At 73.1% G+C, this 21276-nt stretch carries 22 protein-coding genes and 1 tRNA gene; 8 read left to right on the top strand and 15 right to left on the bottom strand.

Going from position 1 to position 21276, the window contains the following annotated elements; all coding sequences use genetic code 11:
* Positions 1-116: 116 nt before the first annotated feature.
* The 5 genes from thrC to ABZ956_RS02570 form a co-directional block, all read right to left on the bottom strand.
* Positions 117-1208: a threonine synthase gene (gene thrC / locus ABZ956_RS02590; protein ID WP_361885762.1), complete on the bottom strand. Its 1092-nt coding sequence runs from the start codon at positions 1206-1208 to the stop codon at positions 117-119.
* 44 nt (positions 1209-1252) lie between these two features.
* Entirely contained in the window at positions 1253-2545 is a 1293-nt protein-coding gene (locus ABZ956_RS02585; RefSeq protein ID WP_361885759.1) for a homoserine dehydrogenase, read from the bottom strand.
* 104 nt (positions 2546-2649) lie between these two features.
* Positions 2650-4041, bottom strand: a complete 1392-nt coding sequence (lysA, locus tag ABZ956_RS02580) for a diaminopimelate decarboxylase (protein WP_361885757.1) — start codon at positions 4039-4041, stop codon at positions 2650-2652.
* Between the two features lie 15 nt (positions 4042-4056).
* On the bottom strand, positions 4057-4878 hold the full coding sequence (nrtL, locus tag ABZ956_RS02575) for an ArgS-related anticodon-binding protein NrtL (RefSeq protein ID WP_361885755.1): 822 nt from the start codon (positions 4876-4878) through the stop codon (positions 4057-4059).
* Between the two features lie 44 nt (positions 4879-4922).
* Positions 4923-5366 (bottom strand): response regulator, encoded by a 444-nt coding sequence (locus ABZ956_RS02570; protein WP_361886657.1) that lies wholly within the window; start codon positions 5364-5366, stop codon positions 4923-4925.
* A gap of 173 nt (positions 5367-5539) precedes the next feature.
* Between ABZ956_RS02570 and ABZ956_RS02565 the strand changes: the two genes are divergently transcribed.
* Positions 5540-5611, top strand: a tRNA-Arg gene (locus tag ABZ956_RS02565).
* Positions 5612-5804: 193 nt separating this feature from the next.
* Here the strand turns inward: ABZ956_RS02565 and ABZ956_RS02560 are convergent.
* From ABZ956_RS02560 to ABZ956_RS02550, 3 genes are all read right to left on the bottom strand, one after another.
* On the bottom strand, positions 5805-5999 hold the full coding sequence (locus ABZ956_RS02560) for a hypothetical protein (RefSeq protein ID WP_361885753.1): 195 nt from the start codon (positions 5997-5999) through the stop codon (positions 5805-5807).
* 169 nt (positions 6000-6168) lie between these two features.
* Positions 6169-6753 (bottom strand): DUF6875 domain-containing protein, encoded by a 585-nt coding sequence (locus tag ABZ956_RS02555; RefSeq protein WP_361885750.1) that lies wholly within the window; start codon positions 6751-6753, stop codon positions 6169-6171.
* Between the two features lie 106 nt (positions 6754-6859).
* Complete coding sequence (locus ABZ956_RS02550) at positions 6860-7162, bottom strand: helix-turn-helix transcriptional regulator (RefSeq protein ID WP_361885747.1); 303 nt, start codon at positions 7160-7162, stop codon at positions 6860-6862.
* A gap of 208 nt (positions 7163-7370) precedes the next feature.
* On the opposite strand from ABZ956_RS02550, the gene ABZ956_RS02545 reads away from it, so the two are divergent.
* Complete coding sequence (locus ABZ956_RS02545; RefSeq protein WP_361885744.1) at positions 7371-8495, top strand: helix-turn-helix transcriptional regulator; 1125 nt, start codon at positions 7371-7373, stop codon at positions 8493-8495.
* A 93-nt stretch (positions 8496-8588) separates the two neighbouring features.
* Positions 8589-9197, top strand: a complete 609-nt coding sequence (locus ABZ956_RS02540; protein WP_361885741.1) for a hypothetical protein — start codon at positions 8589-8591, stop codon at positions 9195-9197.
* Here the strand turns inward: ABZ956_RS02540 and ABZ956_RS02535 are convergent.
* Positions 9157-9987, bottom strand: a complete 831-nt coding sequence (locus tag ABZ956_RS02535) for a polysaccharide deacetylase family protein (protein WP_361885738.1) — start codon at positions 9985-9987, stop codon at positions 9157-9159. The genes ABZ956_RS02540 and ABZ956_RS02535 overlap by 41 nt on opposite strands.
* A 151-nt stretch (positions 9988-10138) precedes the next feature.
* Positions 10139-11248 (bottom strand): ferritin-like domain-containing protein, encoded by a 1110-nt coding sequence (locus tag ABZ956_RS02530; RefSeq protein WP_361885735.1) that lies wholly within the window; start codon positions 11246-11248, stop codon positions 10139-10141.
* Between the two features lie 178 nt (positions 11249-11426).
* Here ABZ956_RS02530 and ABZ956_RS02525 point away from each other — a divergent pair, with 178 nt between their 5' ends.
* From ABZ956_RS02525 to ABZ956_RS02510, 4 genes are all read left to right on the top strand, one after another.
* Positions 11427-12362 (top strand): diiron oxygenase, encoded by a 936-nt coding sequence (locus ABZ956_RS02525; RefSeq protein ID WP_361885732.1) that lies wholly within the window; start codon positions 11427-11429, stop codon positions 12360-12362.
* Positions 12363-12388: 26 nt separating this feature from the next.
* Positions 12389-13147, top strand: a complete 759-nt coding sequence (locus ABZ956_RS02520) for a TetR/AcrR family transcriptional regulator (RefSeq protein ID WP_361885730.1) — start codon at positions 12389-12391, stop codon at positions 13145-13147.
* A 38-nt stretch (positions 13148-13185) separates the two neighbouring features.
* Complete coding sequence (locus ABZ956_RS02515; protein WP_361885728.1) at positions 13186-13476, top strand: hypothetical protein; 291 nt, start codon at positions 13186-13188, stop codon at positions 13474-13476.
* Between the two features lie 138 nt (positions 13477-13614).
* Complete coding sequence (locus ABZ956_RS02510; protein ID WP_361885725.1) at positions 13615-14760, top strand: NlpC/P60 family protein; 1146 nt, start codon at positions 13615-13617, stop codon at positions 14758-14760.
* Between the two features lie 25 nt (positions 14761-14785).
* On the opposite strand, the gene ABZ956_RS02505 is transcribed toward ABZ956_RS02510, so the two are convergent.
* The 5 genes from ABZ956_RS02505 to ABZ956_RS02485 form a co-directional block, all read right to left on the bottom strand.
* Entirely contained in the window at positions 14786-16042 is a 1257-nt protein-coding gene (locus ABZ956_RS02505; protein ID WP_361885722.1) for a styrene monooxygenase/indole monooxygenase family protein, read from the bottom strand.
* A 25-nt stretch (positions 16043-16067) separates the two neighbouring features.
* Positions 16068-16670 (bottom strand): ATP/GTP-binding protein, encoded by a 603-nt coding sequence (locus tag ABZ956_RS02500; RefSeq protein ID WP_361886654.1) that lies wholly within the window; start codon positions 16668-16670, stop codon positions 16068-16070.
* 7 nt (positions 16671-16677) lie between these two features.
* Positions 16678-17100 carry a DUF742 domain-containing protein gene (locus ABZ956_RS02495; RefSeq protein WP_361885719.1) on the bottom strand — a complete coding sequence of 141 codons (423 nt, stop codon included), beginning with the start codon at positions 17098-17100 and terminating at the stop codon, positions 16678-16680.
* Positions 17097-17576, bottom strand: coding sequence for a roadblock/LC7 domain-containing protein (locus ABZ956_RS02490; protein ID WP_361885716.1), 480 nt, complete (start codon positions 17574-17576; stop codon positions 17097-17099). Before ABZ956_RS02490 ends, ABZ956_RS02495 begins: the two co-directional genes overlap by 4 nt.
* A gap of 65 nt (positions 17577-17641) precedes the next feature.
* The gene (locus tag ABZ956_RS02485) at positions 17642-20275 is read right to left on the bottom strand and encodes a nitrate- and nitrite sensing domain-containing protein (protein WP_361885713.1); all 2634 of its coding nucleotides are present in this window, start codon (positions 20273-20275) and stop codon (positions 17642-17644) included.
* A 152-nt stretch (positions 20276-20427) separates the two neighbouring features.
* On the opposite strand from ABZ956_RS02485, the gene ABZ956_RS02480 reads away from it, so the two are divergent.
* Complete coding sequence (locus tag ABZ956_RS02480; protein ID WP_361885710.1) at positions 20428-21201, top strand: hypothetical protein; 774 nt, start codon at positions 20428-20430, stop codon at positions 21199-21201.
* Positions 21202-21276: the final 75 nt, after the last annotated feature.

The following is a 21276-nucleotide window of genomic DNA, read 5'->3' as shown; positions in this document are numbered from 1 at the left end:
CGCACGATGCGTGTCGCCCGGCTACCTGTGCATCTGTCCAGGTTGTGGGCAGTCGTTCCGCAAGGGCGGAACGGGTGGGCACAACCTGCCCACCCGCCCGCACCCGCGCAACGGCCTCAGACGAGCCCGAGCTGCTGCGCAGCCGCACCCGCGTCCACCGGCACGGTAATCGGCTGCGGCGCCCCCGCCACCGCCCAGTCCGGGTCCTTGAGCCCATTGCCCGTGACCGTGCAGACGATCCGCTGCCCCGGATCGACCAGCCCCTGCTCGGCGGCCTTGAGCAGTCCGGCGACGCTGGCGGCCGAGGCGGGCTCGACGAAGACGCCCTCCTGAGCGGCCAACAGCCGGTACGCGGCGAGGATCTGTCGGTCGGTCACCTCGTCGATGAGGCCGCCCGACTCGTCCCGCGCCTGCTCGGCGAACTGCCAGGAGGCGGGGTTGCCGATGCGGATCGCGGTGGCGATGGTGTGCGGGTCCTTCACCGGCGTCCCGCGCACGATCGGCGCGGAACCGGAGGCCTGGAACCCCCACATCCGGGGGGAGTGCGTGGCGAGGGCGTCGGCGGCGTACTCCCGGTAGCCCTTCCAGTAGGCGGTGATGTTGCCCGCGTTGCCCACCGGCAGGACGTGGATGTCGGGCGCGTCGCCGAGGGCGTCCACGATCTCGAACGCCGCGGTCTTCTGGCCTTCGATACGGACCGGATTGACCGAATTGACCAGAGCCACCGGGTAGTTGTCGGACAGCGCGCGGGCCAGGTCCAGGCAGTCGTCGAAGTTGCCGTCGACCTGCAGGATGCGCGCGCCGTGGACGAGCGCCTGGCCCATCTTGCCGAGCGCGATCTTGCCCTGCGGGACCAGGACGGCGCAGACCATGCCGGCGCGTACGGCGTAGGCCGCCGCCGAGGCGGAGGTGTTGCCCGTGGAGGCGCAGATGACCGCCCGCGCCCCCTCCTCCTTGGCCCGCGTGATGGCCATGGTCATGCCGCGGTCCTTGAAGGACCCGGTGGGGTTGGCGCCCTCGACCTTGAGGTACACCTCGCAGCCCGTGCGCTTGGAGAGCACCTGCGCCCGGACGAGGGGCGTGCCGCCCTCACCCAGGGTGACGACGGGCGTGTCGGCGGTGACCGGAAGGCGGTCGCGGTATTCCTCGATGATGCCGCGCCACTGGTGGGTGCCCTGGGTGCCGGGGCGGCTGTTGTTGGCAGACATTGCTTTCGTAATCCCCTCAGATCCCCTTGGATCCTGTATTCGCCTTACTCGCCCTCGACCCGCATGATGCTCGCGACACCGCGGACCGTCTCCAGCGCCCGCAGCGCCTCGACCGTCGCCGACAGGGCGGCGTCGGTGGCCCGGTGCGTGACCACGACCAGGGACGCCTCGCCGTCCTTGCCCTGCTGGCGGACCGTGTCGATGGAGACCCCGTGCTCGGCGAAGACCGTGGCGACCTGGGCCAGGACGCCCGGCTTGTCGGCCACGTCGAGGCTGATGTGATAGCGCGTCACCACCTCGCCCATCGGGCTCACCGGCAGCCGCGTGTAAGCGGATTCGCCGGGGCCGGTGGACTCGGCGAGCTTGTTGCGGCAGACGGCGACGAGGTCGCCGAGGACCGCGGAGGCGGTCGGCGAGCCGCCCGCGCCGGGCCCGTAGAACATCAGCTGGCCCGCCGCCTCGGCCTCGATGAACACCGCGTTGTACGCCTCGCGCACGGAGGCCAGCGGGTGGCTCAGCGGGATCATCGCCGGGTGCACCCGGGCGGTGACGGACCGGCCGTCGGCGGCCCGCTCGCAGATGGCGAGGAGCTTGATGGTGCAGCCCATCTGCTTCGCGGAAGCGAAGTCCGCCGCGGTGACCTCGGTCATGCCCTCGCGATAGACGTCGTCGAGCCGCACCCGGGTGTGGAAGGCGATGCCGGCCAGGATGGCGGCCTTCGCGGCGGCGTCGAAGCCCTCGACGTCGGCGGTCGGGTCGGCCTCGGCGTAACCGAGCGCGGTGGCCTCGTCGAGCGCCTCGGAGTAGCCGGCACCGCTGGAGTCCATCTTGTCGAGGATGAAGTTGGTCGTGCCGTTGACGATGCCCAGCACCCGGTTGACCTTGTCGCCGGCCATCGACTCGCGCAGCGGCCGGACCAGCGGGATGGCGCCGGCGACGGCGGCCTCGTAGTAGAGGTCGGCGCCGTGCTTCTCGGCGGCGGCGTGCAGGGCGGCGCCGTCCTGGGCGAGCAGCGCCTTGTTGGCCGAGACGACACTGGCACCGTGCTCGAAGGCCGTGGTGATCAGGGCGCGGGCGGGCTCGATGCCGCCGATGACCTCGATGACCACGTCGATGTCGCCCCGTTTGACCAGCGCGGTGGCATCCGTGGTGATCAGCTCCTCCGGCACCCCGGCCCGTACCCGGCCGGTGCGGCGCACGGCGATACCGGCGAGCTCCACGGGCGCCCCGACGCGCTGCGCGAGGTCGTCCGCGTGCGTCGTCATGATGCGCGCCACCTCAGAGCCGACCACTCCACAGCCCAGCAGCGCCACCTTCAGCGGACGCGTACGCATCATCCGACCTCGTTTCTCATACATCTGCGGTAGGTACCAGTCTCACTCACCGGACGGGGGTTTCCGCCCCCGGTCCAGTATCCGAGATCGTGATCTCGTCGTCCCGGTCAGCCGACGTCGAGACGGAGAAGGTCTTCTTCCGTCTCCCGCCGGACGATCACGCGTGCCGCGCCGTCCCGCACCGCGACGACCGGGGGCCGCAGTGCGTGGTTGTAGTTGCTCGCCATGGAGCGGCAGTAGGCGCCGGTCGCGGGGACCGCGAGCAGGTCGCCGGGCGCGAGGTCGGCGGGCAGGAAGGCGTCGCGTACGACGATGTCACCGGACTCGCAGTGCTTGCCGACGACACGCGTGAGCATCGGCTCGGCGGTGGAGGTGCGGGAGGCCAGCGCGACGGAGTACTCGGCGTCGTACAGCGCGGTACGGATGTTGTCGGACATACCGCCGTCGACGCTGACGTACGTCCGCAGGCCGGGGAGCTCCTTGACGGTGCCGACCTCGTAGAGCGTGAAGGCGGTCGGGCCGACGATCGCGCGGCCGGGCTCGACGGAGATCCGCGGCACGGCGAGTCCGGCGGCCGCGCACTCGCGGGTGACGATGTCGCGCAGGGAGGCGGCGATCTCGTGCGGCTCGCACGGGTCGTCCTCGGGGGTGTACGCGATGCCGAGGCCGCCGCCCAGGTCGATCTCGGGGAGCTCGATGCCGTGTTCGTCGCGGATCGCGGCGAGCAGCTGGACGACGCGGCGGGCGGAGACCTCGAATCCGGCCATGTCGAAGATCTGCGAACCGATGTGGGAGTGGATGCCGACGAGCTCCAGCCCGTCGAGCTTCAGCGCCCGCCGCACGGCCTCGGCGGCCTGTCCCCCGGCCAGCGCGAGGCCGAACTTCTGGTCCTCGTGGGCGGTGGCGATGAACTCGTGGGTGTGCGCCTCGACACCGACGGTCACCCGGATCTGCACGCGCTGGCGCTTGCCCAGCCGCTCGGCGATGTGCGCGACGCGCACGATCTCCTGGAAGGAGTCGAGGACGATCCGCCCGACGCCGGCCTCGACGGCGCGGGTGATCTCCTCGGTGGACTTGTTGTTGCCGTGCAGGGCGATGCGCTCGGCGGGCATGCCGGCGTCGAGGGCGGTGGCCAGCTCGCCCGCGGAGCAGACGTCGAGGTTGAGGTCCTCTTCATGGAGCCAGCGCACGACGGCCCGGGAGAGGAATGCCTTGCCCGCGTAGAAGACGTCGGCGTCGGGCCCGAAGGCGTCGCGCCAGGCGCGGCAGCGCGCGCGGAAGTCGGCCTCGTCGAGGAAGTAGCCGGGCGTCCCGAACTCCTCGGCGAGCTGCTTGACGCTGATCCCGCCGACGGTGACGACGCCGTCCGCGTCGCGGGTGACAGTACGGGCCCACACGTGCGCGTCGAGCGCGTTGAGATCGGCGGGCGGAGCGGTGTAGTGACCTTCCGGCAGCACGTCGGCGTGGCGGGGCCCGGCGGGGTGGGCGGAGCGGCTCATGGTGGCGATCCCCTTTTACAGATGTACGGGTGCGGTGATGCCGAGCTGGTTCAGGCCGTCGGCGAGCACCGTGCCCGTGGCCTCGGCGAGGGCCAGGCGGGCGCGGTGGACGACCGAGGGTTTCTCGTCCCCGCGGGGCAGCGTGGGACAGTCGGCCTGCCACCGCAGATACGCGTCGGCGGTCCGCTCGAGGTGCCGGGCGAGCCGGTCGGGGGCGCGCGTGGCGCTGATGCGGGCGTGGTCGGCGAGCGCGGCGAGGAGGGGGCCGGCGCTGTCGTCGGCCTGCTCACCGGCGGCGTCGGCCGTGAAGCCCAGGTCACGGGCGTTGCGGACGAGTGCGTGGGTCCGGGCGTGGGCGTAGCGGACACGGAAGAGGGGGTTGCTCTCGCGCTGGACGAGCAGCAGGTCCCTCTCGAGGCCGGGCGGGCAGAGCAGGCTCCAGCGCGCGGCGTCGGAACCGAGCCGCTCCACGAGCGCGGGGTCGGGCCGCAGGTCGTAGGGCTCGCCCCGCGGCGCGGCGCGCAGCACCTCGGCCACGATCCGGCCGCCGACGGCGCCCTCGACCGTGATGTTGAGGAAGCCGGGTTCGGCGATGTCGACGCGGGCGATGCCCGGCTCGACGGCCAGCCGGCGGCGCAGCACCTCGGCGATCTCCCGGGCGGGGCGTCCGCTCTCCTTGGCGAGCCGGAGCGCGATGTTGGTGGCGTAGTCCCCGCATCCCGGCCGGGGCGGTACCCGCACGCCGGCCCGCGCCGGCACGGTGGCGCGCAGCTCGTCGGCCTCGACGGCGCGGCGCACGGTGTGCAACACGGTTCGGGAGAGATCGGCGGGGGTCACAGGGCAAGCCTAGGGGAGAAGGGGGCCCGCTCCGCGAACAGGTTTCACCCAGCGGGACGGACGACCGGCCCCGCCTCCCCCGGCACCACCGCTTCCGGCACCCCTTCCTCCCCCTCTCCCCCGTGGCAGCGCATGAGCCGCCGGACGAGCCGGACCATCTCCGTGGGCTCGAAGGGCTTCGCCAGGAACGCGTCCACTCCGGCGGACCACCCGCTGTCCACTTCCGGCTGGGTGCAGGCGCTGATGATCGCGATCGGTATGCCCCGCGTCCGCGCGTCGGCCCGCAGCCGGGCTGCTGTGCGCAGTCCGTCGAGCCGGGGCATGACGACGTCGAGGGTCACCACGTCGGGTCGTACCCGGTGCACGATCTCCAGGCACTCGGCACCATCGGCCGCGGTCACGACCTCGAAGCCTTCGAGCTCGAGGTTGACCCTGATCAACTGCCGGATGACCTTGTTGTCGTCCACAACAAGGACCCGGCCGGACAAGCCAGGCACAACCCGAGAGTAGGCGCGCCCCCCTTCCCGCGTCCGGCTTTTCCCCACTTCCACCCCGCCCGGGCGACCTGCCCCGTCCCACCGCCGGTTTTCGATCACCGTTGCCTCGCACCCACCAGGAGCTGGTAATGTTCTTCCCGTCGCCGCGAACGAGCGGATGACACGCCCCCGTAGCTCAGGGGATAGAGCAACGGCCTCCGGAGCCGTGTGCGCAGGTTCGAATCCTGCCGGGGGCACTTCGTTCGAAGTGCCGGAAGACCCCGCCGCCAGCAGAGATGCTGAGGGCGGGGTCTTTTGCGTATGCGGATGCCGTGCACGGTTGTCGTGTGCGGATGTCGTGCGCGGATCTTACGAGGGCATGGTGGGGCCCCGGTCGCCGCTTGGGGGGCTCGGCGACCGGGGCCTCGGGTGGGCGGCTGTGGGGGGAGGTCAGCCGCCCCAGCTGCTGTCGAGGGTTCCCGTCGTGATCGGGCGGTGGGGCGCCTGGACGGGGGCGACGGCGTGCTGGGAGTGTGCGCTCGCCTGGGTGGTCCCGGGGGTCGCCGCCGCGTGGCCGGGGGTGACGGCCACGGCGAGGAGGGCCGCGGCGACGGGGGCGGTGACCAGGGCGGCGATGCGCTTCATGGGGTCCTCTTGTATCGCGGGGTGTGGAGGTGCGCCGGTCGCGGCCGGCAGGACCACTATGCGGGGATGTGCGGCCCGGCGGCCAGTGATCACGTATGTCACCAAACTGCCGTGCACGAAAGGGAATGGGGGACGAAACACCCCCAACTATGGCATCGGGTGCGTTTGGTCAAGCCGCGGCGGGGATTCCCGGGCCGGCTTCGCGGAAGAGCCGGTAGAGCTCCGGCTGATCGGCGAGGAAGATCCGGTCGTGCGGGGTGGAGTGGCGCAGGACGAGGGCCGGCCAGGGGGAGCGGGCGATCGGCACGGTGGCGTTGCGTACGCTCCTGTCGTCGTTCTCCGGGAAGAACTCGCCCGTCGTCAGGCCCTGCGCCAGCAGGTGCGGCTTCACCCGGCGGCGCACCTCGGTCAGTACCCGGTCCGGCACGGCCAGGGCGGTGTAGACCACGATGCGGCAGCTGAGCAGTGCCTCCGCCGGCTCGAGGCGGCCGGCCTCCTCGGCGAACCGGCGGGCGGCGCGCCTCAGATGCGTCGCCAGGTCGGCGGCGCAGATTCCGGGCAGGGGGCACTCGAGGAGTTCGACCCGCTCCTCACGCAGCGCCTTGGGCATGTACGGGCACAGCGTGCCGGGGCGGCCGAGGGCGGGTACGGGGCTGCCCAGCTTGTCACGCGCCCAGCGGGCGACGTCCGCCGCCCAGGCGGGGGCCGCCGGGTCGCGAAGGACCCGGGAGGCGTTCAGGGCGGGGGCGGTCACCGAGCGGCCTCGGTGAACGGACGGCACGGACCACAGAGCATGCGCTCCCTCTCTCGTTACGGGGGGGGTACGAGAGAGTTTTCTTCCCCTGCGAGCGCCCCTCAAGTCACGTGATGTCGGGACCCGTCCGCGGTGCCCAGGCGCCCATGCGTGGCATCGAGGCCAGCGGCGACGCCGCCGGCGCGGTGGGGTGGGGGCGGCCGAAGGAGGCGGCGAGCACGGCGAGCTGGGTGCGGTTGCGGATGCCCGTCTTGCCGCGGATACGACGCAGGTAGGTGTCGACGGTGTGGGCGCTGACGCCCATGCGGCGGGCGATCGCGGCGTAGGTGTGGCCGTCCGCGAGGTGGCCCAGCACCTCCAGTTCCCGCTCGGAGAGCACCGCCAGAGCCTGCGGTATCCCTTGACTCATCCTGTCTTCCTGCCTTCCTCGAGGGGCACGGGCGCCTTCGGTTGACCGCTATTACGGGCATTCGTCGTTAAGATCCGCACAGTGGTCCGGGTGCGGGGCGTCCCGTGGTGGGGGGCCTGGCCGGCAGGGGACAGCTTGCCGGATTCCCGGCCGTACCACCACGCATGGAACGGATCACCAAGCTGTCTGGCAGCAAGGCGAGCAGGGAATGAGTATGAACATATGCGACGATCGCGCCTCTGACACCTCATCGACAGCCCACGGACCGGCCCCTCTCGGCGAGAACGAGACCGCCGTCTACGGCTGGGTGCTCGACCACCACAGCGCCGACCCGCTGCGTGCCGCCGCCGACCTGGGGCTCAGCCCCGACGATACCCGGGCGGCGCTGGAGAAACTGACGGCTCTTCGGCTGGTGATCCCCGAGGCACCGCCCGGCCGGGCGGCCGGGTCGGCCGGGTCCGGGGCCGGGCAGCCGGCCCGGGCGCGCGCCGTCGACCCCGATGCCGTCGTCACCGCGCTGACCGCTCCGCTGCAGGAGTCGATCCACCAGGACCAGTTGCGTCTGCAGCGCGTCCGCGACGACTTCGAGCGGCTGCGCGAGCGGTTCCTGCGCGGCCGCGCCGAGGCGTCCCACGGCGCCCTGGAGGTCATCCCCAGCCTGGAGGAGGTCCGCGCGGCCCTCAACCGGGCCTCCGCCGAGTGCCGTACGGAGATGACGACCGTCCAGCCGGGCGGCACCCGCGACCCGGAGGCCATGACCGAGGCGCTCGCCCGGGACACCGCGCTGCTGGAGCGTGGCATCCGCATCCGCACGCTCTACCACCACACCGCCCGGTTCAACGGCCCCAGCCAGGCGTACGTCGCCGCGGCCTCGGCGCTCGGGGCGGAGTACCGCACCGCGCACGAGCTGTTCGGGCGGATCATCGTCTTCGACCGCGAGCTGGCGTTCATCCCCGACCGCCTCGGCACGTGGGGCGCCGTGGCCATCCGGGAGCCGTCCGTCGTGGCGTACCTCTGCGAGATCTTCGAGCAGACGTGGACCCACGCCACGCCGTTCTCGGAGGCCGGCCAGGACGGGCTCGAACGCGTCGCCAAGGAAGTCGACCTGACGATCGTGCGGCTGCTCGCGGCCGGTCTGAAGGACGAGTCGATCGCCCGCAGGCTGGGGATGTCGCTGCGGACGACGCGCCGCCACATCGCGGACATCATGGAGACCCTGGGCGCGGAGAGCCGCTTCCAGGCCGGCATCCTGGCCGCCCGCGCCGGCCTGACCGGGACGGATGAGGCGGAGCAGCGCAATCCGGAGGGGACGGGCGGGACGGACGGTGCGTGAAGTCCCCGTCACGGGACCGTGAATTCGTGACTGGCACGCCTCGCCCGGGCCGGGGAAGATGCCCCCCAGGTGCCGACCGGCCGGAGGGGGCCCATGCTCAACGCCGACGTCACGGGCGGGGACATCCGCACGTACGCCGGGGACATCGCGCTGGCCCTGTCGGTGCACCGGGGGCACAGCGCCGCCCTGGTGTGGCCGGAGAACGAGCCGGCCGGCCTCCTCGACGGCCTCGCCACCCTGGCCGCGGTCCGGATGGCCGCGACGCCGCCCGTACCGGACCGGGGCGAGCCCGGACCGGCCTGGGAAGAGCTGGTCCCCGCCGGTCCGGAGGCGGAGCCGCTGGCCGGCTTTCTGGGCGGTGCGCTCGAGCGCGCCGTGACCGCCTGCTACGCCTGCGCCCCGCCTGGGCCGCCGGGCCGGAGGATCGCGGCCGACGGCGATCTGCTGATCGTCCCGCTCGACCGCGGCTGCGACTGCGGCGTCCACCCACCGGGCCGCCCGGACCCCTTGCGCATGCGGCTGCACAAGGGCGAAGTCCTCTACGTACCCCAGGGCTTCGCCCTCACCGTGTCGGGCCGGCAGTGTGCCGCGCCGCTGCTGGCCCTCGTGCTTCCTCCTCTCGCCGAGGGGGCCGGGTCGCCGGGCGCCCGGCCCGCGGGGCTCAGATCTTCGGGAAGTCGAATCCGTACCCCTGCTCCTTGAGCCAGGTGATGCAGCGCGCCAGGGCCTCGACGCTCTGGCTGCGCTCCCCTCCCCCGTCATGCAGCAGGATGATGGGGCCGTTGCCGATCTCGCGCTTGACCGTTTCGACGATGCGCTCCACGCCGGGCCGCTGCCAGTCGTGGGTGTCGATGCTCCAGCCCAGCGGCCGCATGCCGTTGGCGGCGGCGACCTGCCGGCTGTACGGGGTGAACGCGCCGCCGGGCGCGCGGTAGTAGCGCACCTTCACACCGCCGCCCGCCACATCCTCGATCATCTTCTTGGCGTCCAGGATCTGTTGCTTCTGGTACTCCTCGGACCGCTTGTCCATGGCGGTGTTGTGGTCGACGGAGTGGTCGCAGAGGCGGTGGCCCTCGGCGACGACCTGTTTGACGAGGCCGGGATAGGTCTTGGCGGGCGGTCCGATCATGCAGAACGTGGCCTTGATCCCGTGCTGCTTGAGCACGGCCAGCGTCTGGGGCGTCCATTTCGGGTCGGGGCCGTCGTCGATGGTGAGGGCCACGCTCTTGCCGCCGCGCTCGGTCTCGTGCGCGAGCTCCGCCGACACGGGGCCGGACGGGCCGGGGTCGGGGTCCGGCCCCGGGCCCGACGGCGGCGTGCCGGTCCGCCCTTTGCCGTCGGGGCCCGGCAGCACCGGCCCCTGGGTGAACGGATCCTTGTCGCCGGAGTCCTCCGTGGCCACCGCCACGGTCCCCGATATCACTCCGGCCAGAGCCAGTACCCCTCCTGCTGCGATCGCGATGTGCCGCCTCTGGGCAGTCAGTCGAGCCATGGACTTCCCACACCCCCTCGCGCACCGGTGTTTCTCCCTGTCCGCGTAGACGGCCGCCTATCGCACGGCGTTCCGCAACGCGGCATTGCTCACAGAATTGAGACAGGACAGGCACCGGGTCCATGTAAAGTCCCCGATTAGCGCACTACTGTTACGCTTCCGGGACCGTTTCCCCGATCACCTCGGCGATCTCGGCCTTGCGGACGGCTTCCTCCTCGGCGAATCGACGGGCGTCCATCTCCTCGGCGATCTCCTCGTCCTGGGACATGAGTTGATCGAGATTCGCGTCCCCCATCTCGAAAACCCCCATGTCGGCGTAGGCCCGTTGGAGCCTTTCGCCCCACAGGCCGATGTCCTTCACGCACGGCACAATGCGGCTGAAGAGCAACTTCCGGAAAATCTGAAGGTAGGCGGACCGCTCGCTGAGCTGCCCGGCCTCGGCGGCGGGGATACCGAATCCGGCCAGCACCTCCTCGCCGCGCAGCCGGTCGCGCATCAGATAGCAGCCCTCGATCACGAACTCCTCGCGCTCGCGCAGTTCGGCGTCCGAAAGTTGCTTGTAGTAGTCCCGCAACGCCATCCGGCCGAAAGCGACATGGCGCGCCTCGTCCTGCATCACATAGGCGAGGATCTGTTTCGGAAGGGGTTTATGAGTCGAATCACGCAGCATTCCGAAGGCCGCCAGGGCGAGCCCCTCGATCAACACCTGCATGCCGAGGTACGGCATGTCCCAGCGGGCGTCGCGCAGGGTGTCGTCCAGCAGTGACTGGAGACTGGTGTTGACCGGATAGAGCATTCCGATCTTCTCGTGCAGGAACCGGCTGTAGATTTCCACGTGCCGGGCCTCGTCCATGGCCTGGGTGGCGGAGTAGAACTTGGCGTCCAGGTCGGGTACGGACTCCACGATGCGGCTCGCGCAGACCAGGGCGCCCTGCTCGCCGTGCAGGAACTGGCTGAACTGCCAGGAGGCGAAGTGCCGGCGCAGCTCGCGCTTGTCGGCGTCGCTCATCTTCGTCCAGTAGGGGGTGTCGTAGATGACGAGGTTCTCGTCGGGCACACCGAGCGGGTCGTAGGGGTCGACCTCCTGGTCCCAGTCGATGCGCTTGGCGGCGTCCCACTGCTTGTCCTTGCCCTTCTGGTAGAGGGCGAGGAGGCGTTCCCGGCCGTCGTCGTAGTCCCAGCCGAAGCGGGCGGCGCCGCCGGCGGGCACCTCCCAGACGGGGCCGCCGGGATCCGTCGTGTAGAGCTCACGGGTCGTCATGGACCTCTCCTGTCCCTTGCCGACGTGCATGCGCGGGTGATTGGCAGGCTCACACGGACGTTTACCGGGGGTCAATCACCCGTACGGGGCCGGATGTCGCAGCCCTTGACGGGCCTTGCTGACAAGCGGTCTCATAAGAACTTACCCCGGGTAACCCGAACATGAGGTGGAATCGGCCATGACGACCGCGCCTGATGGGCACCCGCTCCGGCTCCAGGACGCCCTCGGCCCGCTCAAGGACCGTGAGCGCGTCGCCGAGCGGCTGCTCGACTCCTCCGCGAAGCACTCCTTCGACCCCGACGCCGAACTCGACTGGGACGCGCCCCCCGAGCCCGGCAAGTGGTACTGGCCGCCGGAGCTCGTCTCCCTCTACGACACCCCGCTGTGGCGGCGGATGCCGCAGGAGCAGCGCATGGAACTCGCCCGGCACGAGGCGGCCGCGCTCGCCTCGCTGGGCATCTGGTTCGAGATCATCCTGATGCAGCTGCTGGTCCGGCACATCTACGACAAGCCCGTCACCAGCGCGCACGTCCGCTACGCGCTGACCGAGATAGCCGACGAGTGCCGGCACTCGAAGATGTTCGCCCGCATGATCCGGCACGGCGGCGCCCCCGCCTACCCCGTGGGCCGGCTGCACCACAACCTGGCCCGCGTCCTGAAGACCGTCTCCACCACGCCGGGCTCCTTCGCCTGCACCCTCCTGGGCGAGGAGATGCTCGACCACATGCAGCGCCTGACCTTCCCCGACGACCGCGTCCAGCCCCTGGTACGCGGCGTCACCCGCATCCACGTGGTGGAGGAGGCCCGCCATGTGCGCTACGCGCGCGAGGAGTTACGGCGCCAGATGGCCACCTGCCCGCGCTGGGAGCGGGAGCTCACGCGCGTCAGCGCGGGCGAGGCGGCCCGCGTCTTCTCGATCGCCTTCGTCAACCCCCAGGTCTACACCGCCGTCGGCCTCGACCGCCGCGAGGCCGTGGCCCAGGTCAGGGCCAGCGCCCACCGCCGCGAGGTGATGCAGACCGGCGCCCGCCGCCTGACGGACTTCCTGGACGAGATCGGCGTGCTGCGCGGCGTAGGCCGACGACTGTGGAGGAGCTCGGGCCTGCTGGCCTGAGCGGGGGGACGGTTACCCTGCCCTGCATGACCGGCAGCGGAACCGCCTCCTACCGCAGGCTCAGTGTCCCCGAGCGCCGTGCCCAGCTGATCACCACGGCGCTCGGGCTCTTCGCCCACCGGGCGCCCGGGGACGTCTCCCTCGACGACGTCGCGGCCGCCGCCCGGGTCTCCCGGCCCCTGGTCTACCGCTACTTCCCCGGCGGCAAGCCGCAGTTATACGAGGCCGCCCTGCGCAGCGCCGCCGACGACCTCGAACTGTGCTTCGCCGAGCCGCAGACCGGCCCCCTCACGGGCCGGCTCACCGCGGCGCTCGACCGCTACCTGGCCTTCGTCGACGGGCACGACGCGGGCTTCAGCGCGCTGCTGCGCGGCGGCAGCGTCGCGGAGACCCCCCGTACGGGCGCCATCGTCGACGAGGTGCGCAGGGCCGCCGCCGCGCAGATCCTCAAGCACCTCTCGGTGCCCGATCCGGGGGTGCGGTTGCGCATGATGGTGCGGACGTGGCTGGCGGCCGTGGAGGCGGCCTCGCTGATCTGGCTGGCCGAGGGGAAGCAGCCGCCGCTGGAGGAGCTGCGGGACTGGCTGGTCGACCACTTCGTGGCGCTGCTGACGGCCACGGCGGCCGGCGACCCGCAGACCGCCCGCGCGGCCCGCGCGGCGCTCGCCCTGGAGCCGGCCGACGGGCGGGTGGCCGACCTGGTCCGCCGCATGGCACCGGTCGTCGCGGACGCGGGCCACCTGCTCGCGCCACGGGCGGGCGGGGGACGCACCCACGGCACCTGATGCCGCGGGACGGGCGCCGCTGACGGACACTGGGCACCGTGAGAAGCGAAGAGACGCCCTTCGAGGGCGGGCCCCTGGACGGGCGCGTGCTGCCCGTGCTCGTGGGCCTGAACGGCCTGCCGCCCAAGGTGTACGAGGTCCCGGTGCCGCCCCTGGAGGACGGCGGGGCGCCGACCGTGCACGTCTACCGGCGGGTCCCGGCGGCCACGACGCGCCGGCTCGGGCTTCCCCGGGGCTGGAAGTACGCCTACGACCCGGAGGGCCGGTCCGGGGCCGGCCGGCTCCGGTGGCCCTGGTCACGACCGCCGCGCGGCCCTCAGGAGCACTAGCCGCCACACGGGTGACGGCCGGTCGACCGAAGAGTCCAGCACATTGGGCGGTTTCACCCACAGCGCCCCCGTTAGTCATACTGCGCGTGGCACGATCCTCCCCAAGGGCACGACCACGCCGCTACCGGAGGTGAACCTGTGTCAGGACGGTTCGTGCGCACGGTCTGCACGGCGGCGCTGCTGGCGGGCACCACCCTCGCCGTGCCCGCGCCGCCGGCGGGCGCCGCGCCCGCCGGCCCGCCCGACCGCTCGGTCAGCGCCCTGCTGGACCGGCTCCGGATGCTCTACCGGAAGGCCGAGGAGGCCACCGAGTCCTACAACGCCACCGAGGAGAAGCTCAAGAAGAAGCGCGCCGAGGTCGACCGGCTCAACGAGGACCTGGCCGAGGCCCGCCTCGCCCTCACCGGCAGCCGCGACGACGCCGGCCGCCTCGCCCGCGAGCAGTACCGCGGGGCCGGGGGCAGCCCCCTCTCCCCCTATGTGCAGTTCCTGCTCAGCGCCGATCCGCGCCGGGCGCTGGACCGCGGCCACGAGATCACCCGGGCCGCGGGGCGCCGGGCGAGCACCGTCGAGAGGCTCTCCGACGGCGAGCGACGGGCGGCCGCCCTCGCCGCCCGGGCCCGGGACGCGCTCAACACCCAGCAGACCCTCGCCGCGACCCGCAAGAAACAGCGCGACAGCGTCCGGCGGAAGCTGGCCGAGGTCGAGGGGGTGCTGGCCTCGCTGACCCCCGCCCAGCTCGCCGAGCTGCACCGGCTGGAACAGCGCGGCACCCGCGCCGCCCAGCGCAGACTGCTCGCCTCGGGCGCGCTCGGCGGCGCCCAGGCACCCTCCAGAGCCGGCGGCAAGGCGCTGGAGTACGCCTTCCGGCAGGTCGGCAAGCCCTATGTGTGGGGCGCGGAGGGACCGGACTCCTTCGACTGCTCAGGTCTCACCTCCCAGGCCTGGGCCCACGCGGGCGACGCGATCCCGCGCACCAGCCAGGAGCAGTGGAAGTCCCTGCCCAGGGTGGCGCTGAACGAGCTGCGCCCCGGCGACCTCGTCCTGTACTTCGAGGGGGCCACCCACGTGGCCCTCTACATCGGCGACGGCCTGGTGATACAGGCGCCCAGGCCCGGCGCCCGCGTCAAGGTCTCCCCCATCGCCGCCAACCCGCTCCTCGGCGCGGTGCGGCCGGACGCGGACCAGGCCCCGATGCGCTCGTACGTGCCCCCACAGCTGCCCGACGACGCGACCGCCGGGCCGGACGAGGGGTACGGGCCGGCGGACGCACCGCAGTGGTAGGCGCCGGCCGGCCCGCCCGCGGGCCTCAGCCGGCGGCCAGCGCGGCCTCCGCGACGTACGCCTCCGTCTTGGCCGCCTCGAAGAAGTAGTCCTCGAAGTCCGAGGGGTCGTCGAAGCCGTTGGCGAAGCGGTCGGCCACGTGCTGCAGGCCGCTCGCCGCGCCCAGCAGGCTGCGCACGTGCCCGGACTGCGGCGCCAGCATGGCGTTGGTCCACCGGGTGACGTGCCGGGCGGACGCCCAGTACCGCTCGAAGGCCGTCCGCATCCAGTCCTCGTCGAACGGCTCCTCGCCCCGCTCCAGGATGGAGGCGAGGTAGGAGGCGGCGCACTTGGCGGCCGAGTTGGACCCCTGGCCGGTCAGCGGGTCGTTGACGACGACGGCGTCCGCGACGCCGAGGACCAGCCCGCCCGAGGGCAGCCGGCCGACGGGGTCCCGGACGGTCGGCGCGTAACGCCCGGCCAGGGTGGCGTGGGCGTCGGTGAGTTCGACGGCGGTGGCCCGCCCGTACTCCCACGGCACGAACCGTTCCAGCAGCTCGAGCGTGCGGGCGAGGTGCTCGCCGGGACCGTCGAGGTCGTGGAAGACATCGAGGGGACCGCCGGGCACGCCCTCCCAGAAGAGGATGTCCGCGCGGCCGGACGTGGTGAGGGTGGGGATGACCCACAGCTCGCCGACGCCCGGCACGAGGTTGCAGCGGGCGGCCTCGTACTCCGGGTGCTCGGCGCGCGGGCCCAGGCCGTGGACGTAGGCCAGGGCGAGGGAGCGCTGCGGGGCGGCGTAGGGGGAACGGGCCGGGTCGCGGGCGAAGAGCGAGACCAGTTCGCCCTTGCCCGCCGCGACGAGCACCAGGTCGTAGCGGGGGGCGAGGAAGTCCAGGTCGGAGACGGCCGCGCCGTGCACGACGAGCCGGCCGCCGCGCTCGGCGAAGGTGTCCAGCCAGCCGGCCATCTTCACCCGCTGGTCGACGGACTGGGCGTAGCCGTCGAGCCGCCCGACCCAGTCCACCGGCCGCTGGACGCCGGCCACCCCGGCCACGGTGCCGGCCACCGAGATGCCGAGGCCCTCGACGCGGGGCGCGAGGCCCTCCCAGAAGTTCAGGCCCAGTTCGCGCTCGTAGCGCAGGGCCGTGCGGAACATGATCTGGGTGGACATGACCCGCCCGGAGCGGATCTCCTCGGCGGTCCGGTTGGACATGACCGTCACGTCGTAGCCCTTGGCCTGCAGGCCGAGGGCCAGCTGGAGTCCGGACTGGCCGGCTCCGACTATGAGAATCCGTCGCACGGGTGTGCTCGCCTCCGTTCGGTGTTCACGCGGGGTTGACCTCAAGAGCCCTGCCGACGAGGGTCAGCAACGTCTCGACGACCGTGATCCGCTGCCGGGCGTCCATGGTGACGACCGGCACGTCCGGAGCGAGGGCCAGCGCCTCGCGCACCGCCTCGGGGGTGTGGCGGGGCGTGCCCTCGAAGTGGTTGACGGCCACGACGTAGGGCAGGCCGCCGCTCTCGAAGTAGTCCAGGGCCGGGAAGCAGTCCGCCAGCCGCCGGGTGTCGACGAGCACGACCGCGCCGATGGCGCCGCGCACCACGTCGTCCCACATGAACCAGAACCGCTTCTGGCCGGGGGTGCCGAACAGGTACAGCACCAAGTCGGCTTCGAGGGTGATGCGCCCGAAGTCCATGGCGACCGTGGTCGTCGACTTCCCCGGGACGGCCGCGGGGTCGTCCACGTCCTCACCGGCGGTCGTCATGATCGCTTCGGTGCGCAGCGGGGTGATCTCGGAGACGGAGCCGACGAAGGTGGTCTTGCCGACGCCGAAACCCCCGGCGATGACGATCTTCGTGGCGGCGGGGGCCCGGGTCAGGTCGGTCTGCCAGCAGGCCGCCCGGTCCTCGGCGGCCTGGCGGGCCACCGTCGCGTCAGAGCCTGCGTAGTCCACTCAGCACCCTTTCGAGCAGCGCGCGGTCGGGCCGGCCGGTGGCGTGCCCGGTGCCGTAGACGCGGATCCTTCCCTGGTCGGCCAGGTCGCCGAGGAGGACCCGCACGACGCCCAGCGGCATCTTCAGCAGGGCGGCGACCTCGGCGACCGAACGCAGCCGGCGGCACAGTCCGACGATGGCGCGCACCTCGGGCAGGACCCGCGCGGCCAGCCCGCCGCCGGAGGGCGGCTCCGGCGGCGCGTCGCGTCCCGCGTCGGGCGGGGCCGCCACGAAGGTCTCCACGAGCAGGAGATGTCCCAGGCGAGTGCGCCCGCCGGTGAGCGAGTACGGGCGGACGCGCGCGGTCCTGAGCGCGGGCGCGGGGCCTACGGGCGGACACAGCCGGGGAGCTGCGGCGCTCATCTGACGGCCTCCACCGACTGACGGAGCTCGCGGCGGAGTTCGGGGGTCAGGACATGTCCGGCCCGGCCCACGAACAGTGCCATGTGGTAGGCGACGACGCCCATGTCGCAGTCGGGCGCGGTGTGGACGCCCAGCAGCGAGCCGTCGCTGATGGTCATGACGAACAGGCCGCCGCCGTCCATGGTGACCATCGTCTGCTTGACCGCGCCGCCGTCCATCAGCGTCGCCGCGCCCGTGGTCAGGCTGCCGAGCCCGGCGACGATCGTGGCGAGGTCGGCAGTGGAGCCGCGTGGCCCCTCCGAGCCCGGCCCGACGGCGCCGGGGGCGCCGGGGACGCCCGGGGGTCTCGCGTGCTCCGGCGACGACGAGAGCAGCAGCAGTCCGTCGGAGGAGACGACGGCGACGGACAGTACGCCCGGCACCTCCTCGACCAGATCGGTCAACAGCCAGTGCAGATTGCGGGCCTCGTCGCTCAACCCATAGGCAGTGACGCCAGTGGTGCGGGCGGGGGTCACAGGCGCCGCCCCCTGGGAAAATGCAGTCAACCGCGTGCCTCCTCGACAGAGCCGCCCTCGTCCGGCGCCCCCGCTCGATTCCGATCAGTACCTCGGTCCAGCCCCGTCAGCTCCGCCTCGACCTCGCGGCGTCCCTCCCGCGCCCCCTGCTGGAAGCCCGCGAGCTTGCGGCGCAGCGCCTCCGCGTCCACGCCCTGGCGCACGCTCAGCGGTACGGGCTTCTGCGCCACGACCCTGGGGGTCCGCTTGGGCAGGCCGTTGCCGGTGACGGTGCCCGGGCCCGGGGCGGGCTCCGGCCGCGTCTGGGGGCGCAGTGGCTCGGGGCGCACGGCCTCCGGGCGCGGCGGCTCGGGACGGGGGGCGCGGGGCGGGGCGGCCTGCCGGGCGTGGCGGCCGAGGTTCGGGGGCGGCTCGACCCGGTCCGGGGCGGGCCTGCGTACGGTGGTGAGCTGGATGGTCTGTTCGTCCTGGCCGACCCAGGGCGCGTGCCGTCGCTGGCCCGGTACGGGCGCCGGCGGCGTGGGGTGGGGGGCCCGGCCGGGCAGGTGGTGCGAGTTGGCCTCCGCGACCGCGCCGGGCAGGTCGCCGTGCGGGGCCGTGCGCGCCGATCCCGGGACGGGGGGCGCGGTGGCGGGGTCGGTGACGGCGGGGTGCTCGGCGGACAGCAGCGCTCCGGGCAGCACGACGACGGCGGTGATGCCGCCCGGCCGCTGCTCGCGCAGCTGCACCCGGACGCCGTGCCGGGCGGCGAGCCGGGCGACGACGTACAGGCCGAGGCCCATGACGGGCTCGCCCCGCTCGCCGCTCTCGGTGCGCAGCGGGTCGGGGTCGGCCTCCGCCAGCAGGGCGTTGAGCTCGTCGAGCCGCTCGGGGGCCATGCCGATGCCCTCGTCCTGGATGGAGAGCATGACCTCGCCGTTCTCCAGCAGCCAGCCGGAGACCTGGACCTGGACGTCGGGCGGGGAGAACGCCGTCGCGTTCTCCAGCAGCTCGGCCACCAGGTGGCTCACGCCGTCGGCGGCGAAGCCCACGAGCTGGGCGCGGGCGGGCAGGGAGTGGATGCGCACCCGCTCGTACCGGTCGATCTCGCTGACGGCTGCCCGCAGGACGTCCAGCAGCGGTACGGCGCCGGCGTGTCCGCTGCGGGGCTCGGAGCCGGCGAGGACCAGCAGGTTCTCGTTGTGGCGGCGCATGCGGGTGGCGAGGTGGTCGAGCTTGAAGAGCACTTCCAGGCGGTCGGGGTCCGCCTCGTGGGCCTCCATGGACTCGATGACGGTCAGCTGCTGCTCGACGAGGCCGAGCGTGCGCCGCGAGAGGCTGACGAACGTGGCGTGGACCCGGCCGGAGAGCCCGGCCATCCGCTCGGTGAGCTCCTGGAACTTGCCGCGCAGCACGTCCCGCTCGTCGGCGAGGTCCTGCCGGGCGACGTCCAGGCGGTTGCGCTCGCCCTCGAGGAGGGCGACGCGCTCCCGCAGCCGGACGACCGTGCCGTGCAGCACGTTGACGGACCGGGCGACCTCGGCGAACTCGTCGTCGCGGCCCTGGAAGGAGACCGGCTCCCGGGCCACCGGGTCGGCGCACACCCGGCGGACCCCGAGCCGGAGGGCGGCGAGCGGGCGGGTCACGGAGCGGGCCGACTGGATGCCGGTGCCGAGCACGAGGAGGAAGGCCAGCACGGCGAGGGCGCCGCGGACCTCCAGGGCGGTGACGTCGTGGGCGCGCAGCCCCGCCAGCCGGGCCATCTCCTCCGTGGCCAGCCCGGATTCCAGGCCGCGCAGCTGGTCGAGGCGGGCGGTCAGCTCCGCCCGTACGGGCCCGGGCCGCTCCACTTCCGCCGCCGTCGGCTGCGGCCGGACGGCCAGCCGGGCCAGCCGGGCCTCGGCGGCGGTGACCTGGGGGCCGCTGACCGTACGGGCGTACTCCGTGCGCAGCGCGGCGGGGGCGAGCTGGCGGAAGTCGGCGAGGGCGGCCTTCTCCCGCAGGCCGCTCTGCTGGGCCGTCAGGGCGAGCTGTGCCTGGGTGCCGCGGGCGGCGAGGGCGGCGAGGAGCAGGCCGCGGGTGGCGGAGGCTTCCTCGACGGCGCGCCCGAGCGCGGGCAGCGCCACGGCTTCACCCGACTGGGCGCGTCCGGGCAGCCGGTGGGTGAGGCCGGCGGCGAGCCCGTGCAGCGCCTGGATGGTGGCGGTGTACGCGGTGAAGGCGGCGAGGGCGTCGCCGGGCCCGGCCAGGGCTTGGCGGCGGACCTCGGGCAGGTGGTCCAGGCGCCGTTGCAGGGACGCGGGCGCGCCGGGGCGGAACTCCGCGATCTGCCGGTCCACCCGGGCGCGCTGGTCCTCCGGCACGCCGCCGGCGAAGGAGGGCGCGCCGCCGCGGCCGCCGGCCACGTACTCGGTCATGGCGTCGCGCTCGTCGGCCAGGGAGTGGGCGAGCGCGACGGCGCCGCTGCCGGTCTTGGCGAGGGCGGCCAGGCGCCGGGAGTCACCGAGGTCGCGTATGGCGTCGGCGATGCCGAAGGCGCTCGTGCCGAGGGCCGTGAGGGAGACGACGGCGACGGAGGCGATGAGCCGGTTGCGTACGCGGGCGGTGCGCTCCGGCACTCCTGTGGTCTGCTGTTCGCGCTGGCCGCCGCGAAGCCGCTTCTTCCGCACCGTGGCTCGCAATCTGCTGTCGTCCGTGCCCCACCCTGGTGGCCCCTTGCTGGTGGCACCCACCGCATTCCCCCGGCAAGTGCTCCATCAGGTAAACCGCCCGGCGCGCCGGAAGGATGCGCGTCAACCGACGCGGAAATTCGGGCATCCGGCACACTGGCCGCATGCGCATCGAACTCGCCGCTCAGCCCGGGGATCCGGGGCGCCCGAACGAGGACTTCGCGTCCGTCGCCCTGCCCGCCTCGGGTGAGGGGGGCGTCCTCGTCCTGCTGGACGGGGTGACCCCGCCGCCGGACGGCGCGACGGGCTGTTCGCACGGCGTCCCGTGGTTCACGGCGCGGCTCGGCGGGGCGCTGCTCGAACTGGCGACCGCACGGCGGGAGCTGACGCTGGCCCGGTGTCTTTCCGGTGCCGTCGCCCGGACGGCGGATGCCCACCGGGACACCTGCGACCTGACGCATCGGCGCACCCCGCAGGCGACCGTCGTGGTGGCGCGCTGGGACGGGGAGCGGGTGGAGCACTTGGTGCTCTCCGACTCGGCGCTGCTGATCGAGGGCGTGGACGGCGCGGTGTCGGCCGTGCTGGACGACCGGATCGCCCGTCTGGCGGCGCGGGGCAGGGTGACGGACGACCAGCGCAACGCCGAGGGGGGCTTCTTCACGGCCGCGGCCGATCCGGCCGTGGCCGCCCGCGCGGTCACGGGCAGTACGGCGCGCGCCGAGGTGCGTGCGCTGGCGGCGCTCAGCGACGGCGCGTCCCGCTGGGTCGAGGTGTTCGGCGGGGGCGGATGGCCGGAGTGCTTCGCGCTCCTGGCGAAGGAGGGCCCCCGGGCGCTGATCGACCGGGTGCGGGAGGCGGAGCGGGCGGACCCACAGGGGCTGGCGTTCCGGCGGGGCAAACCGCACGACGACGCGGCGGCCGTCTATGCCGAGCTGTAGACCCCGCCCCGCCGCGGGCCACGTTCCTGACGGGGCGCCGGGCCACGGCCGGCGCCCCGGGGGACGCCCGGGGCC

This window comes from Streptomyces sp. NPDC046261 (genome assembly GCF_040646235.1).
Lineage (GTDB): Bacteria > Actinomycetota > Actinomycetes > Streptomycetales > Streptomycetaceae > Streptomyces.
The sequence above is the reverse complement of the archived record's forward strand: the minus strand, read 5'-3'. Positions and strand labels throughout refer to the sequence as shown.

Coding starts and splice junctions, on each gene's coding strand:
- thrC (WP_361885762.1), bottom strand. CDS start 1,208: ATGTCTGCCAACAACAGCCGCCCCGGCACCCAGGGCACCCACCAGTGG.
- ABZ956_RS02585 (WP_361885759.1), bottom strand. CDS start 2,545: ATGATGCGTACGCGTCCGCTGAAGGTGGCGCTGCTGGGCTGTGGAGTG.
- lysA (WP_361885757.1), bottom strand. CDS start 4,041: ATGAGCCGCTCCGCCCACCCCGCCGGGCCCCGCCACGCCGACGTGCTG.
- ABZ956_RS02560 (WP_361885753.1), bottom strand. CDS start 5,999: ATGAAGCGCATCGCCGCCCTGGTCACCGCCCCCGTCGCCGCGGCCCTC.
- ABZ956_RS02550 (WP_361885747.1), bottom strand. CDS start 7,162: ATGAGTCAAGGGATACCGCAGGCTCTGGCGGTGCTCTCCGAGCGGGAA.
- ABZ956_RS02545 (WP_361885744.1), top strand. CDS start 7,371: ATGAGTATGAACATATGCGACGATCGCGCCTCTGACACCTCATCGACA.
- ABZ956_RS02540 (WP_361885741.1), top strand. CDS start 8,589: ATGCTCAACGCCGACGTCACGGGCGGGGACATCCGCACGTACGCCGGG.
- ABZ956_RS02535 (WP_361885738.1), bottom strand. CDS start 9,987: ATGGCTCGACTGACTGCCCAGAGGCGGCACATCGCGATCGCAGCAGGA.
- ABZ956_RS02530 (WP_361885735.1), bottom strand. CDS start 11,248: ATGACGACCCGTGAGCTCTACACGACGGATCCCGGCGGCCCCGTCTGG.
- ABZ956_RS02525 (WP_361885732.1), top strand. CDS start 11,427: ATGACGACCGCGCCTGATGGGCACCCGCTCCGGCTCCAGGACGCCCTC.
- ABZ956_RS02520 (WP_361885730.1), top strand. CDS start 12,389: ATGACCGGCAGCGGAACCGCCTCCTACCGCAGGCTCAGTGTCCCCGAG.
- ABZ956_RS02495 (WP_361885719.1), bottom strand. CDS start 17,100: ATGAGCGCCGCAGCTCCCCGGCTGTGTCCGCCCGTAGGCCCCGCGCCC.
- ABZ956_RS02480 (WP_361885710.1), top strand. CDS start 20,428: ATGCGCATCGAACTCGCCGCTCAGCCCGGGGATCCGGGGCGCCCGAAC.